The following is a 17,225-nucleotide window of genomic DNA, read 5'->3' on the forward strand; positions in this document are numbered from 1 at the left end:
TGTCGGGCGTTCTACTATCCCTCGATAGATGCGCTTCAGGGAAACGCGTCGTCGAGAAAGTCCCGTTCAAGGTGGGGTCACGAACCGAAGGGGCGGGAAACGCCGGCCATCGACCGGCTGCCTTGCCGATCAGCTTCGCTTCGACCTGCCCGATGGTCAGCGGGATGTGGCAGCAGTGATCGCAGCCTTTTTGCAGGCGGAGAGGGCCTGCAGCGGCTCGACCAAGCAGAGGCCGCACGCGTGGCTAGCGGTACCAATGCTGAGTTCGCATGCACGGCGGAGCCACAGCCAACTGGGCCCACAAGTGACCGGCGCCCTGGATCGAATAACTCGCCTTCCGTAGATCCTCGAACGCCTCGCGTTGCTCAGCGCTTGAGTTCTTGCTCATCAGGTGATCGGCACAGATCTGAAGCACCAGCGCGAAGAAGTCCATCTGCGCGGTGGGCACCCTGACGGTGCGCAGGATGTTGGCGATGTGGTCCTCGGATTCGCAATCGAGCGTGAAAGTGTCAGAAACCAGCTTGCCGCGATCGACAAAGCTTTTCATCTGAGCATGAAAAATCGGATGACCGATCTCATTGAGCGAGAAGTCGTAATGCGCGCCGTACACGTGGTTCAGCTTCCCTTGTCGCATCCGGAAGTAGGCGACCTCCGTCCCAAAGCTGACGGTCATCAGGTTGCGTGACGTACGCACCGCCGCTTCATCGAGGTAGATGCGCCCCTTGACGGTGATGTACATGTCCGCTGAACCATCTGCCCGTTCGGGGACGTTGAAAGTTACGGGGTTGACCGTGAATGCTAATTGCCCGTCGACCTTGGGATAGTCGATCAACGCGAAGATCTGGTGCCCGTCGATTGGCCGCGTATCAGGCAAGTTCAGGCGCCCGAGCTGCGTGACCACGTTGCTCCACTGATCGACCAGAAGCCGCTTGGCCTGGATCTCTACTGAATTCATGCCCATCACATTCCCAGTATCGGAGCCCACTCGTCGTAGAAATCGCGCTCGAACCGCGATAGGCGCGCACCCGCAGGGATCCACACGTTCGACACGACCGAGCAGTCCGGTCGCTGGCAGACCGTCCGGTGCGTGAAGGGGCACAGAAACCCGCCCTCACTTCCGTCGCACCTTTTGCAAACAGTCGAGAGCGTCAACTTCACGCTCAGCCCGGCTTCGATGCGCGCGCGGTTGTACGCGCCAGTGCTCACGAACTCGTCATTTTCTGGAACTAGATTGTCGTAGCTGGAAAGCACCTCGTCGACCTGCCTCGTCCAGTAATAGTCATCCAGCTCCGCAAAAGGACCTGCGTAACGTGTAGACGCGAAGGCTGGGAGATACTTTGACTCATCAGCGCGATCAACAGCCAAATAAGCAGCCAGTGCCTCGCCAGTCATGATCGGTCCCGGAAAGCGCAGGACGGCGTTGCGCAGCAGGTGACCCATGATGTAGGTGAGAAGCGCTGCCTTCTTTTCTTTTGCCGGCTTCAAATGCTCCGGAGCAGTCTCGGAGACGCGGTCGATCAGCGAGCTGTTGGCGCCGCCATACCTGATGCCGTATTGGGAAAATTGGCTTTCCAGCCCCTTGGCACCCAACATGAGTGCCAAGGCTGCTGCAGGGCTGCGCTGGCTCAGGAGGGTGTCGTCTGCATCGATGGCCTGCCGAATGGCCGTGAAGCCGCGAAACACCGCCGCAACGTAATCAGCAGCTGCATCGTTCGATTCAACGGGAACGCGCAGCTCGAACAGGTTTGGCTCTTGGGCAAGCGAGCTTGCGTTGCCGCGAGAGAAATCGCCGACTGGAATGCCTCGGTTTTGGCACCAGTCCACCACGGTCGCGCCGAAGAACCCCAGCTGCCCCTGCTCGGTCAGGTCGTAGTCGGTCACGACGAGTCGAATGTCGTTGTCATTGAGCAACTGCTCGAAGCGCTGAGACGGAAGGTCGGCCTTTCGTGGCACCCAGGTCAAGAGCAAGGCCTCGTCCTTGAGGCGGGACTTCAGCTCCGCCTCGAGTTCGCCAAGGAAGTCTTCCTTGTCGTCGATGAGCAAAATCGTGCGCGTCATTCATCCTCCGTCATGGGGAATTTCACCTCGAAGCAGGTCGAAAAACCTGGCGGCGGTTTGACTAGCTGCACCGATCCGCCGAACGCCTTGGCCCCCCTGCGCACGAGCGTCAAGCCCAGCCCCATTCCCGAACCTAGAGGATCTCGATTGCTATCAGTCGTCGTGAACAGGGGGTCAAAGATGCGCTCCTGAAGCGCGCTGGGAATACCCACGCCGGTATCGGACACTTGCAACCGATGGAAGCCCTTTTCGTTCCAGGCGCGCACCGCGATTTCCTGATGCTCGGCGCCAGCTCGCGCCGTCACCGCTTTCAGTGCGTTGGTGTACAGGTTCAACACGATCCCGCTATAAAGCGAGATGGGCACTCGTGGGATTCGAACGTCGGCTCCCACGTCCTCAGAAATTTCGATCTGACGGTCGCTGGCGTACTTGCCAAAGACGCGAAGCACCTGCTTGATGCGCGGCTTCGCGGGAAGCGCTTTGTCGGGCACGATGGACGTGCCTTTCACGTACCCCTGCGAGTAGGCGACGAAGTCCTTCAAAACCGCGATGTGCGCGTGAATGGCTGTGGCTTCCTTGGCTAGCGCCGCGTTGTTTTTGGCCAGCTTGGCCAAAATCGCGTGCGAACGTTCGAGCTGGTTAATCGCAGTCCCGAATTCATGCGTCATGAACCCCGCCACAACGCCCAGCAAGCTCATTACTTCGAGAGCCGCGTCCCGGCTTCGCGCTAAGTTGCCGTGTCTCTCCGAGGCCTCTTGGGCGAGCGCGAGGCGCTTGACGAGCGAGGCCTTTTCAGACGTGGTCAGGTTCGCATTCAAGCGAATCTGCGCTATCGCCTCTTGCGTCTCTTCGTGTGCCGTCTTTGCAGCCTCAGCGGTCTCGCGCTCTTCTTCCTCAAGCTGAAGTTCCCGGTCGGCATACGCCATCACCTCAGCAGCCCCGCGCACGATGTCGACCAGTTGCTTGTAGGCCTCGTTTTCGACGAATCCCTGACGGTCTGCCGTGGCAAGCAAGCCTTCATCCCCGTCTTGATCCTTGCTACGGACGCCGAAGACCTGCACCGCGCCCACGAGTTGACTCGGATACGGCAGACGCAACATGTAGTTCAGCTGCGTCGACTTCCTCGTCGCCTCGTCCATGGGGAAGTGACGCTGGGCCACGCTCGACTGGGGGTTTCGCTGGTTGCGCGCGGTGTCCGCGGACAGAGCAAGCCAATCGTCACCCGCCGTCCCGTATGGCAGCACGCGAAAGTCCCTATCGAACACGGCGACGCCGGCGTGGTTTTTCACCCAGGTGCGCGCCTCTCGGCCATCGACGGGCATGCCAGAAAACGTGCCCTTTCGAGCCGGGAAGAAGCGGATGTCCGCGTAGACACGTCCAACCAGATTCTCAAACCGGTCGTTCACTCTCAGCCACGGTTTCTTCTCGCCGCGTCTATAGAGCCGCAAGGCGAGACGCCCACCCTCGACCGAGACGACGCAGCGGAAAACGAAATTCTTCAAGATGGCATTCGCCACCGAGGCCTTGTCTTCGAATCCGGCTGAGTTGATCACCAGGTTAAACCCGGGATCCTCTGTTGTCGCGTTGTTGCTTGGGGCCGCGGGCAAATCCTCTTGGTCGTCATCATCCAGCTTGCGAAGCAGCGCTTGATACGGCGACAGCAGCCCCAGCGAGGCAGTAAGCACCTGCCGAAAATCAATCTTTTCAGTGCTCGCGCGCAACTGGGTCACTCGCAAAACAGTGCCTAGCGGGGTGTCAGCTTTCGCCTCGACCAATTGGTACGGCACTTTCACCGTCCCCAAATCCTCATTGCGGTCGAACTGCGGCCAATTGAAGTTGGCTTGCAATGTCGTCTTGCGCTTGCGCTTCTTGTCGAAAGCCGTCGTCTCGAGCACCAGATGGCGACCGAGGTACCGCACGGCAAACCGCCCGATTCCCTTTTCGCCCGAGATCGAGCGATTGAACGCGCGACTGGTCGACTTCGACTCCTTCGAGCTCGTCCCGATGCGCATCCAGCCGTTTTGAAACTCCTCGAGCGTCATGCCATGGCCGGTGTCGGTCACGGTGAGATGATCGGGATAGTCGTGATCGACGGTGCAAGTCCGCGCATCGGCGTCGTACCCGTTTTTGATCAACTCGAGTAGCGCAACTTCAGGGTGCTTGACCAGTCGCTCGCCGAACTCGCGGATGATGCGGCTCTCGATGGTGAAAGCCTCTTCGCCCGACTCCAGGATCGGTGTGGAAGCCGCAGGTGGTGCCGAGCGTTTGTTCACTTGTCGGTTAGGGAGCTGAGCAGCGCGTTGATCTGATTTATCTCAAGCTTGAGCAAGCCGTTGGAGTGTGACACGACGCGGCCATCGTAGTCCTCGCTGCGCAGCGCTTCGGCGATCTTTTTGGCTTTTTGCAACGAGGCGCCGTGGATGCCGCAGACGCCGCCCACAGCGATGGCGCCGACCTCGTTGATCATCACCTTGGGTCGGCTTCGAAAACCGGTCGCCATCAGCAAAGCAGGCACAGCCGGCATGGAAAACTTCCACCAGACCGAACGTCCCGTGCAGGTGCTGGTCTGGCGGCCCTCTTCCGGGACGCTGTCCAGGTAGCGCTGAAGGCGCGCTCCTGGGGTCTTGTCGGTGCGCACCAGCCAGCACTTGCGGCCTGAGGCCACGAATTGCGCCTGAAAAGTGGTCTCGGTTAGCGCCCTCGTGTCATCGTCGACCATCCGCAGGCTGGTCACGCACGGCACGACGTCGTCGTTGCGCTTGAGTCCGCACCGGGCGCGCTCGCCCTCAGTGAGGGTCAAGTATTCCTGGGTGCCCGGGCTGAGACCACGCTTGGCCGCAATCTGCGCACCGTCATTGCGTTCGTACGCCAGCAGCTTGAGCCGACCACCGGACGCGGACTTCATCGGGGAAAAACGCCCGTCATCGTTCTCGCGGAAATAACGCCAGGTCCCTTTGTCGGCCGCCTTGTCGATCACCGTGATTGACGAGGTGGTCAGCACACCGTCGAACGTCTTGTCATGCATGCGGTACACGCTGACACCCCAACCCTGGGCGCGGATGTAATCACGCAAAGTCGCCGAGGAAGGGCGGGAAACCCACTCATAGGGGATCACCAGAGCGACCAAGCCTTCGTCGCAGGTGCTGGCCAACGAAAGCAGAAAGAAGTACTGCCAAGCGTTAGCCAAGCCAGAGATCTTCACACCAGTGCGGCGCTCCACGGTTGCCGCCGCCTGCTGGCGCCAACCTTCCGGCAAGTCCTGGTTTCGGACATAGGGTGGATTCCCAATGCACAAGTCGGCGTCATGCATGTCCTCCGAGAACGCGCAGGCGTTGACGATCTCCGCGTGACCCGGCAGATCCTTCAGCGAGCAACGCGACGGATCGATCTCGTAACCCACGTACGAGTCGTAGATCCCATATCGCGCAAAGCGCGCGTCTCCGGCGCCGAAATCCACAACCTTGCCGATGTGGGCCCGGCTCTTGGCGACAACGTCCCAGACCTTCTTGACGAGCGGATGCGGCGTGTCCACCTGACAGCGGTCGAGGTAGAGCGTTGCAATCGTGGAGCCGCCCAGTGCGGAAAGCGCGTCATCGACTGCTCGGAAGCGCGGTGCAGGTTCGGTCATTCTTTGTTGGCAACCATCGGCTTCAGTCCTAGGTTCTGAGTGTCAGTGCGCGCATCGTAGCTTCGTGACCGACCGGCGCATTGAATGAGTAACTTCGCGAATCACTTTGTCGCGACGCGATGATTGTTTCTGGCGGATATAAATTAGTGGAATCGGCATGCTGCGCAGCAGCGTGTCAATGAAAAATGATCGGGCTGCGGTCTTCCAGACACCTCGCCGCTGAAATTTGGGGGTCAATGAGAGCGTGTCGCTCGCCACTGGTTGAAATCTAGCGGGGTATATACAGAGCGCTCAGAGGGATTCATGCCGCGATGATACGGGGATGTGTCTCTCGCTTGGGGTGCAAGGAGGCCCTCAGGCGCGCCCCAGCTTCTTCAAACGCACAAAAGCTCGTCCGGTCGGGGCAGTGTGCCGATTACAGCACTGCCACCATTCAGAGATCGAACAGCACCTAGGTTTGCTACAGCCTCGGGGCGGACAGCCCTCTATCGAAGCCGATGCGCCGCACGCCTGTCGCCGCCGAACTGAAGGGCAGCAATGCCAAATTGGCAAAAACCGGGAGTTAGGCGGAATTGGCGGATTGGGCGCCTAGTGCCGGGCGCCGCGGTTTACTCGGTGGCGGGCGATAGGCTCGCAATCCAGTCGTCGAGCCCCAAGATGCGTCCGGAGTCGATGTACCCGAGTACTTGAGCCATCGTCGGCTCCGGCGGCTGATTACCGTATACCGCTCTCAGCGCGGCAGGGCAGATGTGGACTACCTTGGTGAGCATTAGGTTGTTGCCTGAGTTCAGTTCGCAAGCCCGCTTCAGTCGCGCAGGATCAAACTCGTTGGTGACAAGCACGTAGTCGAAGATGCCATTCTCGGATTGGGCATTTAGGTACTTGGTGAAATCTGCCCTAAATTGCTCCTCGCGATCAGCCCGGGTGCTCCATTTAGCAGTGACAAGGGTGCGTCTTCCGTCGGCAGGGCGAACAATCGAGAGGTCAACCTTCGTTGGCTTCTCGTCGTTTCGGCGGTTTGCGAAACCGGGAATTTCATACAGCAAGCGCCGCGCGTGTACCTGTAAAGTTCCCTGTGGAGCGCTGCGCCGCACAACCGCGCCGAGGACATCTTCGAACCCCTCCCCGACAATGTTTTTTCGCTTGTTTTCCAACGTGATCAGATCCCGGACACGGCCAGTCAGCTGGCGCCATTGTTCGTGGGTCGGCTCTGATGCGAGATGGGGGCCCAACACCTCCCGTATGGTCGCTACGATGCCAGGATCATCGCCGGGTTCAGGGAAGTCGCGTCCGGTGTAAGGCGCACGTTGCAGTTCGGCTTTCACCAGCAACTGACGGTACCTATTGACCATGAAACGGGCGTAGTCGTCGGAAACGTGCCTAAAGAGCCAATCGAGTTGCTCGCCGAGCGTGGTGGGGCTTGCTCCACACGCGGTTGTCAGCCAGTCGTGGAACCTCAAGGCTCGAACGTGCCACGGCTTTCCGGGCTGGCATTTGTCGCTCTCGTAACAGTGCGCCAAACCGGTGGTCTTATCCACCCACAGGATGAGTTTGTAAACGGCCTTCCAAGGCTCGTCAGCAGTGGCGTCCGTTAGGAAAAGGTCGATCAGTCGGTTTCGGTTGGCGGCACCGAACGCCGCTTTAACTAATGGCGCTTCGACAATGGCGCCGCTTTCTCTGGAGTTGAGTTCTTCGGCTGAAGCCGAGGTTTCATTTGGCATCGTGGGTCAAGCAGCTTGGCGCAATCGAGCCGATTCAGGAAGCGCAGAGTCCGCAGAAGTGAACACCGCCTCCAAAATTGCAACTGCACATGCTCGGGCAAGGAGTGGCGGGACAGCGTTGCCGATCTGTCGATAGCGTGAATGCGCAGGCCCCCCATCGTGCCGCCCCAGCAATGGACCAGAACGAGAGTCCGTAGTGAAGACAAACTTATCGGGGAAGGAGTGAATTCGGGCAAATTCACGCACCGATAGCGCTCGGATGTGCCGGTAGTGATAGACGCTGTCGGCTTTGGTGTTGAGCGTCCACGACCACATGTCGGGATGAAGCCTCCGGTAGGCATAGAAATGTTTCCGCGACAGCAAGCCGGTACCATTTTCTTGCCCCCACTTCTGACCAGAAAGGTTTCGTTGGGTTAGCGTTTCGGGCAAGTCTCGATGGTTCCCTCCCGGTGGGATGGCTTGCAGTCGTTGCGCAGTGTCCTCAAGCATCCTAGGAACTTGGACATTGGCAAGTGCATCGCCAGCGCCTTCGCGCATAAATCGCTGGTAAGCCGACTGCACCGGAAGCATGCGATCGTAGGGGAGTACATCGATTCGATTGCCCGCCTTCAATGGCAACAAGTCGCTAAGGGCCTGCTCTGCCGTGACAACCGAAAGGTCTTGAGGGTCCGCCAGTCGCTGTAACCAACGGGCGGCTAGATCGTCGTCAGCGGCAAGCTCATACCTACACTTGCCCCTCCGAATTACCCTTTGCAACGCGAGGGCTCGCGTGGCGCCCCCTTGGGTGACTATCGGCGGCGAGATACCAAGTGACCTCAGGACCCCGATGAAAATCAGGCGCTTCCGCGTCTGGGGCGTCCCGACATCTGCAGCATCAATGACTTGGGGCATTACGACGTACTTGCCCCCTAACTCCAGATCCCCGACGATCTGCTCCCTGAAGCCCATCTGGTCAATGCCTGTGACATTTTCCATCAGGAAGGCCGATGGGACCACCTTTGACACGAGGCGAACGAATTCCTTGTAGAGGCTGTTCCGCGGGTCGTCAATGAGTCGCACATGGTTGCGCATCTGCGAAAATGCTTGGCACGGGGGGCCGCCCACCACGACGTCCACTCCCCGACTTGCTTCCAGCAATTCTGCGGCCACGCGCTTGTTGCGGAGATCCCCATGGACGACCTTGGCATCTGGGAAGTTGAGGGCATAGGTTGCACAAGCGTCGGGATCGATGTCGCTTGCGGCTATTGGCCGAAACCCGGCCTGTCTGAACCCCTCAGATATGCCTCCAGCACCAGCGAATAGGTCAACTATGGTCAGAGGCCGAACTGGATGCATACACAGCATTAGATCACAAGCTGCCCCTACTACAAGAGGGGCTGGGGGCTCGCATGGCGGACATTTGGAGCATTGAAAAGCGTTCCGAGGTGATGGGGCGTATCCGGTCATCCGGTAACGCTAAAACTGAACTACGACTCATCGAGTTGATGAGGCAGCACCGAATTACCGGCTGGCGCCGAAATCAACCGCTGATCGGTAAGCCCGATTTCACGTTTCGGGCAGAGCGCCTGCTGGTCTTCGTGGACGGATGCTTTTGGCACGGGTGCCCTACTTGCTTCCGCGCCCCAACGTCAAACGAGTCCTATTGGACCGAAAAGATAGAGGGCAACCGCGCCCGGGATAAAAGGGTTGCCGCCAATCTGCGCCGCGCTGGATGGCGCGTAATGCGGATATGGGAGCATGAGCTGCAGCTGCGGCCAGAGCATGTGGCCGTACGCTTGCTCCGCGCTTTGGCCAAGGAGGACCCTTATCGCGGCATGCGGGTCCGATCGCTTCACTTGTAGCTCTCGCTCACTGCGAAGCATTGCTCTCATAGGTGCGTTGATGGGCCGGACAGCGCATCAGACTGAGCCATGCATTGAAGTTTGACGGTACTTTTGTCGGCATCTTTTTTTCCGCCAGCCCAAAAAATCCAGTATCCATGCGGATTTTTTACATACCTGCGATTCCTGTCGAATCAAGATGCGCAGCGTACCGGCAAGAGAGCCCGCCCCTGCCACCCTCATCTCGTCCCCTTCTGCTGTCGCGAACTCGGTGCAATACCGCGTCGCCAACGGTTTGCCCGCCGCCAAGTCATCGAGCAGATCCGCCCAAAACTGGATCATCTTGCGCCGCTGATTCAGGAATCGAGCATCTCGACGATGCGCACCCGGATCCGCTTGGCCAAGTCGCAGCGCTTGCCTTGAAGAAGGGACTTACGACTTAATCTCGTCCGATTGAATTTCGCCGGAGGTGTGCCACAGCAACCGGTCAACACGGCTCTCGGCATCGGGCGTCAACGTGGGCAACGCACCGGCAAGAGGGCCAGCCTCCACGCTCATCCCGCTCCCCCTTGCTGTCGCGAACCCCGTGCAAGAAGGCATCGCCAACGCCTTGTTCGCGGCCAGGTCATCGAGCAGATCCGCCCACAACTGGATCATCTTGCGCCGCTGATTCAGGAAAGTGGCGCGGTCATAGGCGCTACCCAGTTCCTCATCGGAACCATGCGCCAGGTGCCGCTCGATCACCTCACGGTCCGATCCCAACAGCTCGCGAATCAGGGTCCGGGCCGTGGCGCGGAACCCGTGGCCTGTGATCTGTTCCTTTGTGTCATACCCCAACGTGCGCAGCGCGCTGTTGATGGTGTTGTCGCTCATGTAGCGCGTCTTCTCGGAGCGCTTCGACATGCTGCGGAAGATCGGCCCGCTCGGACCGGTCAGCGGGTGGATGTCACGCAGGATTTCGACCGCCTGCGTCGGCAGCGGCACCAGATGCGCCGGCGTGCGTACATCGCGCTTCTTCCATTCCCGCAGCTTCATCTTCTCGGGCGGGCAACGCCACAGCGCCTGATCGAGATCCACATCTTCCCAGTGCGCCAACCGGAGTTGACCCGGCCGCTGGAACAGCAAGGGCGAGAGTTGCAGGGCCGCGCGTGTGATGACGTTGCCGTTGTAGGCACGTATGTCCCGAAGCAACTGGCCGAGCTTCTGCGGGTCCGTGATGGCTGCATAGTGGCGCGTGCGAGGTGGCGGCAGGCCAGCCGTGCGGCTGTTCACGAAGTTCCTGGCCGGATCCAGCGCGCCCACATCGACGGCGTACTGGAACACATGCTGCACCGCTTCGCGCACGCGCTGCGCCGTCTCCAGATTGCCGCGCTCCTTGATGCGGTGAAGGCATCGGACCACCTCGGTCGGCAAGATGGCCTCCATGGCCAGCGCACCGATCCACGGAAAGATGTGCAGCTCCAGGTGACGCATCACCTTCTCGGCGTAGCCGGCGGACCATTCGCGATCCTTCCGCGCCTGCGCATGCCATGCACGGGCGGTCCGTTCAAAGGTATTGAGGCGCGCAACGCGATCGCGTTCTTCCTCCACCCGCCGTGCCTCGCGGGGATCGACACCCTCGGCGCGCTTCTCGGCTTCGGCACGCGCCTTCCTGCGCGCAGCCGCAAGCGTCACGACCGGGTAGTGCCCGATGCTGAGCTTGGCCTCCTTGCCATGCCGCTTGTAGCGATAAACCCACGCCTTGCCGGTCGGGCGCACGCGAAGGTAGAGACCGTCGCCGTCCGCCAGCAAATATTCCTTGTCCCGCAGCGCTGCCGCCTTGATCTGAAGCTCGTTGAGTTGCCCCATGGTGTACCCAAAATCGACTGCGATTGAAAAGCAGTCTGGGGTACACCGTGGGGTACGCGCAAGAACGGGACTTTGTGAGGTTCGGTGATGCCGCTTGAGCCGCCTTTTTGAGGCTAAGTCCTTGATGTACAAGGGCTTTTTAGCTGTCTTGGGATCTACCGAGAAAGAAAAATGGTGGCCTGGGGCGGAATCGAACCACCGACACGCGGATTTTCAATCCGCTGCTCTACCAACTGAGCTACCGGGCCTTGGTGTGCAGCCTTAAATTATACAGCGCTTCTGCGCCCTCTCGAAAGATCGACGCCAAGTTGTTTGAGCTTGCGGTAGAGATGGGTGCGTTCCAGCCCGGTCTTCTCGGCCACGCGAGTCATCGAGCCGTTCTCCATGGCCAGGTGGAATTCGAAGTAGGCCTTCTCGAAACCGTCGCGCGCGTCGCGCAGCGGGCGGTCGAGGTCGAAGCTCTGGGTCGACTGCGGGCCGGCGTCGGGCACCGGCACGGAGGCGAGCGAGGCCAGCAGCAGGCTGTCGCCGGTGGTGGTGATGGCGGCCGAGGGGTTGATGCCCGGGGCCGGGGGCACCACGCCGGCTGCCGCGCGCCTGGCGTTCTCGCGCGCGAGGCCCTGCTCCACGGCCTTCAGGAGCTTCTGCAGCGTGATGGGCTTCTCGAGGAACGCGAAGGCGCCGATGCGGGTGGCGTCGACGGCGGTGTCGATGGTGGCGTGGCCGCTCATCATGATGACGGGCATGCTCAAGAGGCCGGCGGTGGACCATTCCTTGAGCAGCGTGACGCCGTCGGTGTCGGGCATCCAGATGTCGAGCAGCACGAGGTCGGGCCGTGCGCGCTGCCGCGCTGCGCGTGCCTCGGCCGCGTTTTCCGCCAACTCCACGTTGTGGCCTTCGTCATTGAGAATTTCGAAGAGCAGGTCCCTAATGCCCAGCTCGTCATCGACCACGAGAATGTTTGCCATGAGTGCTGCTTGTTGTATGCGCCGGTATCTGCAATGTGTGTAGGGTCCGCCAGCCGCCCCATCGTCTGCGCGCGACGGGTTTCTTTCACGCTCAGGCGGCGGAAGACTTCGGATCTTCGGTGTGAGCGACCGCTGTTTGCGGCTCGCCTGCCAGCGCGAATGATAGCGAGACTTGCGCCCCTGCTACAGCCCCATCGACAACGCGGTTGGAAAGCTCGATGCGGGCGCCGTGCTCGTCCGCGATCTTCTTGACCACGGCCAGCCCCAAACCTGTACCTTTTGTTTTCGTGGTGACGTAGGGTTCGAAGGCGCGCTTGAGAATGTTCTCGGCAAAGCCCGGCCCGCTGTCCTGCACGGTGAGGCGCACGCGCTGGCCCGAATCGCCCAGGCGGGTGCGGATGACGACCTCGCCGGCGCGGCCAGTGGTGCTGGCGGCGGCCTCGGCGGCGTCCTGGGCGTTCTGCAGCAGGTTGTGGATGACCTGGCGGATCTGCTGGGCGTCGCCGCGGATGGGCGGGCAGCGTTCGTCGAGCTCGGAGCGCAGCGCGATGGGCGCGTTCTCGGCGCTGTAGAGCTGGAGCACGTCGGCCAGCAGCGCGTTGAGATCGACCGGCTTCAGGTCGGCCGCGGGCAGGCGGGCGTAGTCGCGGAATTCGTTGACCAGCCGCTTCATGGCGTCGACCTGGTCGACGATGGTCTTGACCGACTTGACGAGCACGGCCTGCTCGGGCGGCGCGACCTTGCCCGAGAGCTTCATCTCGAGCCGCTCGGCCGAGAGCTGGATGGGCGTGAGCGGGTTCTTGATCTCGTGGGCCAGCCGGCGCGCCACTTCGCCCCAGGCCTGGGCGCGCTGAGCGGAGACGATTTCGGAGATGTCGTCGAACACCAGCAGCCGCGCGGCCCCCGGCAGCTCCGCGCCGCGCGCCACGATGTTGATGGCGCTGTCCTGCTGCGGCAGGTCGATGCCGCTGGCATGCAGCTCGAAGGCGTGCTGCCAGTGGTCCAGGCCGTGCTGCAGTCGCTCGACCTGGAATTCGTCGAACTGCTGCTGCACGCTGTTGCCGAAGTCGGCCAGGCCAGGCACCTGGGCGAGCGGCATGCCCTCGTAGGCGGCCAGGGGCGCGCGCAGCACGCGGGTGGCGCCGGGGTTGGTGGAAAGGATGGTGCCCTTGGCGTCGAGCACGATCACGCCGGAGGTCAGGTTGTCCAGAATGGTCTGCAGGTTGGCGCGGGCGGCGTCGAGCTGGCCCATGGTCTTTTCGACGGCGCCGCGGGCATCGGCCAGTTGCTGGGTCATGACGGCGAAGGAGCGCGTGAGGCCGCCCAGCTCGTCCTTGCCCTGCAGCACGGCGGTCGGCCGCAGGTCGCCGCCGGCCACCTGGCGCACGCCGTCCGCCAGCACGAGCAGCGGCCGCGCGAGCTGGTTGCCGAACAGCACCGCCAGCAGCACGGCGCCGAACACGGCCAGGAAAAGGCTCAGCGTGAGGGTGCCGATGTACATGCGCCGCAGGCCCTCGCGGGCCAGGGCCCGCTCCTGGTATTCGCGGTTGGCCTCCTGCACGGCGAGCGCGTTGGCCACCACCGCGGGCGGCAGCGGCTGCGTCACCTGCAGGAAGCGCGGCGCCGTGTCGAAGTCGAAGCCCGGTCGCTGCACCATCGCGAGGGCGCGCACGCTGGCAGGCGGCAGGCTGGCGCCCGGTGCCGCGGTTTCGTCCAGGCCCTCGATGTGGGCGATGGCGCGGTCGGCGCGCACCTGCCGCAGCTGCTGGGTGGTCGGCCGCTCGGGGTTGAGCTGGAAGCGCGAGGCGCCGGCGCCGGCCACCAGCTGGCCGGTGCCGGTCCAGAGCACCACGTCGCTGGCCTGGAGCTGGTCGCGGATGCGCTCGAGGACAAGGCCGGCGCTCGCATCGGGCACCTGCACCAGCTGGGCGCTGGCCACGCGCGTCTTGGCGGCCAGGTCGTCCGCGAGCGAATCGAGCGTGGCGCGGCCGAGGTTCAGGCCGGCGTCGAGCGCGCCCTCCACCTTGACGTCGAACCAGCTTTCGATCGAACGCGCGACGAACTGGTAGGACACCACATAGACCAGCGCGCCCGGGACCACGCCCACCAGCGCGAAGATGGCCGCGAGCTTGATGAGCAGGCGGCTGCCGAACTTGCCCTGGCGCAGCCGCCGCAGCAGCCTGAAGGCGACCCAGCCGATCACCAGCACCAGCAGCACCGCCACCACCACGTTGATGCCGAACAGGCGCACGTAGTAGCGCTCGTACAGCGCGCGGTTGTTGGTGGCCTGGGCCAGCAGGAACATCAGCACCAGGCCGATGGCCGTGACCAGCGCGGCGCCCACGCCCACGGCCCAGCGGACCGCGCGCGAGCGGCGTGCGGCGGGCGTGGCCGCTGCGCCGCTGCGCGGCTTGTTGCTCACCGCTGCTTCTCCAGCGCGAGCTTGGCGCTGCGCTCGGCCACGATGTTCCAGTCGGCCTGGCCGACCACGCCGATCTGGAACGGCCGCGGCAGCTGCGAGGTGTCGAGCCGGAAGCGGAACACGACCTGGTGCAGCGGCTCGTCGCCCACCTCGGCCGCGTCGCCCAGCCGCAGCCGGCCGACGCGCTTGACGGCGTCCATGGCGTCGGCAAGGCTGTCGAAGTTCTGGTTCAGCGAAACGCCGAATCCCGCGGTGCCGGTGATGGGCACCGGCGACACGTTGAGCCGCCAGCGGCGCGTGAGCGGCTGGTAGGCCAGGCGCATGTGGCGCGTGACCTGCGCCACCTTGCGGTCGGTCCAGTACCAGCGCTCCTGGAAGACCTCGGCCTCGGCCACGAAGTAGATGGCAATGCCCTTGTCGAGCACCTCCTCGACCAGCGACGGCAGCTCGAACTGCACGGCCGCAGTGAGATAGACGCCATCGTCGGCCTGCTCCAGCCGCATCTGGGTGACCGATGGCACGACGCGCCCCTGCGCCACCGCAATCGGGAGCAGGCAGGTCAGCAGCAATGCCCAGGCCAGCAGGAGCCCGGCCAGCGGCGTCAGAATGCGCCGCCTGCGGGCCTCAGCGCGGACGTTTTTCAAGCAGGGCGTAGAAGAAGCCGTCGTGGTCACCTGAGGGATTGTCCGGGACGGCGCGGGCATTCGCCCCGCTTTGGGGAAGCAAATGGCCCGGCGATGCCCCCAATCGGGCGTCGGTGTTGTGCGCAAGGAACGCATCGATTTGTTGCGAGCCCTCTTCCCGGAATACGGAACAGGTGCAGTAGAGCAGCCGGCCGCCGGGCCGGACCAGGGGCCAGAGGGCCGCGAGCAGCGCCGCCTGCTGGACCGCCAGCTGGGCGGTGTCGCTCTCGCGGCGCAGCCAGCGCACGTCGGGATGGCGCCGGACGATGCCCGAGGCGGTGCACGGCGCATCGAGCAGGATGGCGTCGAATGGCGTGCCATCCCACCAGGCGGACGGCCGCGCGGCGTCGGCCACCACCACCTTGGCGGACAGGCCGAGCCGGCCCAGGGTTTCGTCGATGCGGCGGCTGCGGGCGGCATCGACCTCGAGCGCCGTCACCTCGACGGCCGCCGGGCCGGCAAACTCCAGCAGGTGCGCGGTCTTGCCGCCGGGGGCGGCGCAGGCATCGAGCACGCGCAGCGGCGCGGCCCCGGCCGCGGACAGCAGGCCCTCGAGCAGCAACGGCGCGGCCAGCTGCGCGGCGGCATCCTGCACCGAGCATTCGCCGTCGGCAAAACCGGGCAGCTGCTGCACCGGGCGCGCACGCGCCAGCTGCAGGCCCGCCTCCCCCACCCGGACAGCCTCGAGGCCCACCGCCTGGAGCGCCAGCTGATAGGAAGCCACGGTGGTCTTGCGCAGGTTGACGCGCAGTGTCATCGGCGGCTGCGCGTTGTCGGCGGCGAGCACCCGCTGCCAGTCGCGCGGGTGGTCGCGCTTGAGCCGCTCGATCCACCAGCGCGGATGGTTCCATTGCGCGACCGGCTCATGGTCCGTCGCGGCCACGAGCTCGTCGCGCTCGCGCAGGAAGCGGCGCAGGCAGGCGTTGATGAAGCTCGCCTGCGCGCGCGTGGCGGGATTGCGCTTGGCCGCCTCGACGGCCTGGTCGACCAGCGTGAAGGGCTCGTAGGGCGCGTGCTGCGCATCCCAGGCCAGCGCCAATGCGGTGCACAGGAGCGCGTCGGGCAGCGGCGGCGGCGTGCGCTTGGCCAGGTGGCGGCGCAGGGCCTCGGCGCGGCCGAGCCAGCGCAGCACCTGGAAGCCGAGCGCCTGCACGCCGGGGCGCATGGCGGGCTCGACGGTTTCGAACGCGACGGTGCCCGAGCTGCCGGCGCGGATCGACGCGAGCGCCGCCGCGGTCAGCTGCAGCTGGCGCCACAGCGGAGGTTGCATCGGCGGCGCGGTGCCGGCGGAATGATCGGAAGATAGTTCTGACAAGTTGGGGCGATGGTAATGGGCGTCAACGGGCGCGCCGCAGGTGCGGCGCCCCGCGAGCGTACGGAGAAAAAATGCAACGCCGGCGTCGGGTCGGCTTCAAAGCAACGGCGCGGCCGGACGCAAACGCACCATCCATGCCACCAGGAGCGCCGGAAACTGGACGATGGCGGCGTTGTACTGCCCCACCGCCAGGTTGAATTGGCTGCGTGCGATTTCCGCCGCGGCCGAAGGCTCGGGCCAGGCCATGGGTTCGAGTGTGCCGGAGGCCGCACCCGCACCGGCCGGCAGCAGCGGCGCCGGCCGCGAGAGCGTTCCGTCCGCCTCGAAGACCGTCACCGCGTCCGGGTGCTGGCGCTGCCAGGCCGTGATCAGCACCTGCAGCGCCGTGGCCAGTGCGGCCATGGCGCCGGGGTCGAGCGGATGTAGCCGGGTGGCGCCCAGCAGGGTCGCAAGCTGGGTGGTGGCGGCCTGCAGCGGCGCCACGGCCGACGAATGACTGGACGCATCCTTTTCCGGCAGCGCGGCCGTGATGCTGGTCTGGACGAAATCCAGCTGCTTCCGAAGGGCCGCGTCGAGCGTGGCATAGGCCTGGAGCACGGCAGCGCGCAGCCGCACGAGCCGGTTGTATGCGCCCACGAACCAGAACAGGAGCACGGCAATGACGATCCAGCCGACCATCGAATCGGGCAACACGCTCATCGGCAAAAACGCTTCGCAATAGACAACTCAAAGAAAAACGCCCCCCAACCGGGGGCGGTCGGG

14 protein-coding genes and 1 tRNA gene are annotated in these 17,225 nt (G+C 63.4%); 1 reads left to right on the forward strand and 14 read right to left on the reverse strand.

Features of this window, described 5'->3' with window-relative positions; all coding sequences use genetic code 11:
• Positions 1-244: 244 nt before the first annotated feature.
• The 6 genes from L1081_RS17165 to L1081_RS17190 form a co-directional block, all read right to left on the reverse strand.
• A complete protein-coding gene (locus L1081_RS17165) occupies positions 245-955 on the reverse strand; it encodes a hypothetical protein (RefSeq protein ID WP_489413255.1) in 711 nt (236 codons plus the stop codon).
• 5 nt (positions 956-960) lie between these two features.
• Positions 961-2,058, reverse strand: a complete 1,098-nt coding sequence (locus tag L1081_RS17170; RefSeq protein ID WP_489413256.1) for a hypothetical protein — start codon at positions 2,056-2,058, stop codon at positions 961-963.
• Positions 2,055-4,331 carry an ATP-binding protein gene (locus tag L1081_RS17175; protein WP_489413257.1) on the reverse strand — a complete coding sequence of 759 codons (2,277 nt, stop codon included), beginning with the start codon at positions 4,329-4,331 and terminating at the stop codon, positions 2,055-2,057. The genes L1081_RS17170 and L1081_RS17175 overlap by 4 nt, the downstream gene beginning before the upstream one ends.
• On the reverse strand, positions 4,328-5,686 hold the full coding sequence (locus L1081_RS17180) for an Eco57I restriction-modification methylase domain-containing protein (RefSeq protein ID WP_489413258.1): 1,359 nt from the start codon (positions 5,684-5,686) through the stop codon (positions 4,328-4,330). Before L1081_RS17180 ends, L1081_RS17175 begins: the two co-directional genes overlap by 4 nt.
• Before the next feature lie 608 nt (positions 5,687-6,294).
• The gene (locus tag L1081_RS17185) at positions 6,295-7,407 is read right to left on the reverse strand and encodes a hypothetical protein (RefSeq protein WP_489413259.1); all 1,113 of its coding nucleotides are present in this window, start codon (positions 7,405-7,407) and stop codon (positions 6,295-6,297) included.
• A 6-nt stretch (positions 7,408-7,413) separates the two neighbouring features.
• Complete coding sequence (locus L1081_RS17190) at positions 7,414-8,853, reverse strand: DNA (cytosine-5-)-methyltransferase (protein ID WP_489413260.1); 1,440 nt, start codon at positions 8,851-8,853, stop codon at positions 7,414-7,416.
• On the opposite strand from L1081_RS17190, the gene L1081_RS17195 reads away from it, so the two are divergent.
• Positions 8,835-9,248 (forward strand): DNA mismatch endonuclease Vsr, encoded by a 414-nt coding sequence (locus tag L1081_RS17195; protein ID WP_489416807.1) that lies wholly within the window; start codon positions 8,835-8,837, stop codon positions 9,246-9,248. The two genes, L1081_RS17190 and L1081_RS17195, sit on opposite strands and share 19 nt — an antisense overlap.
• Before the next feature lie 57 nt (positions 9,249-9,305).
• On the opposite strand, the gene L1081_RS17200 is transcribed toward L1081_RS17195, so the two are convergent.
• The 8 genes from L1081_RS17200 to L1081_RS17235 form a co-directional block, all read right to left on the reverse strand.
• Positions 9,306-9,569, reverse strand: a complete 264-nt coding sequence (locus L1081_RS17200) for a hypothetical protein (protein ID WP_489413261.1) — start codon at positions 9,567-9,569, stop codon at positions 9,306-9,308.
• Positions 9,570-9,659: 90 nt separating this feature from the next.
• Positions 9,660-11,075: a phage integrase central domain-containing protein gene (locus tag L1081_RS17205; protein WP_489413262.1), complete on the reverse strand. Its 1,416-nt coding sequence runs from the start codon at positions 11,073-11,075 to the stop codon at positions 9,660-9,662.
• Positions 11,076-11,247: 172 nt separating this feature from the next.
• A tRNA-Phe gene (locus L1081_RS17210) sits at positions 11,248-11,323 on the reverse strand.
• A gap of 18 nt (positions 11,324-11,341) precedes the next feature.
• A complete protein-coding gene (locus tag L1081_RS17215) occupies positions 11,342-12,043 on the reverse strand; it encodes a response regulator (RefSeq protein WP_012745757.1) in 702 nt (233 codons plus the stop codon).
• Between the two features lie 91 nt (positions 12,044-12,134).
• Positions 12,135-14,465, reverse strand: a complete 2,331-nt coding sequence (locus tag L1081_RS17220) for an ATP-binding protein (protein ID WP_489413263.1) — start codon at positions 14,463-14,465, stop codon at positions 12,135-12,137.
• Positions 14,462-15,109 carry a DUF4390 domain-containing protein gene (locus tag L1081_RS17225; RefSeq protein ID WP_489413264.1) on the reverse strand — a complete coding sequence of 216 codons (648 nt, stop codon included), beginning with the start codon at positions 15,107-15,109 and terminating at the stop codon, positions 14,462-14,464. Before L1081_RS17225 ends, L1081_RS17220 begins: the two co-directional genes overlap by 4 nt.
• Positions 15,090-16,418: a 16S rRNA (cytosine(967)-C(5))-methyltransferase RsmB gene (gene rsmB, locus L1081_RS17230; protein ID WP_489413265.1), complete on the reverse strand. Its 1,329-nt coding sequence runs from the start codon at positions 16,416-16,418 to the stop codon at positions 15,090-15,092. Before rsmB ends, L1081_RS17225 begins: the two co-directional genes overlap by 20 nt.
• Before the next feature lie 141 nt (positions 16,419-16,559).
• Positions 16,560-17,162 carry a LemA family protein gene (locus L1081_RS17235; RefSeq protein ID WP_489413266.1) on the reverse strand — a complete coding sequence of 201 codons (603 nt, stop codon included), beginning with the start codon at positions 17,160-17,162 and terminating at the stop codon, positions 16,560-16,562.
• Positions 17,163-17,225: the final 63 nt, after the last annotated feature.

The organism is Variovorax sp. MSC1_012, assembly GCF_023667525.1.
Lineage (GTDB): Bacteria > Pseudomonadota > Gammaproteobacteria > Burkholderiales > Burkholderiaceae_C > Variovorax > Variovorax beijingensis_B.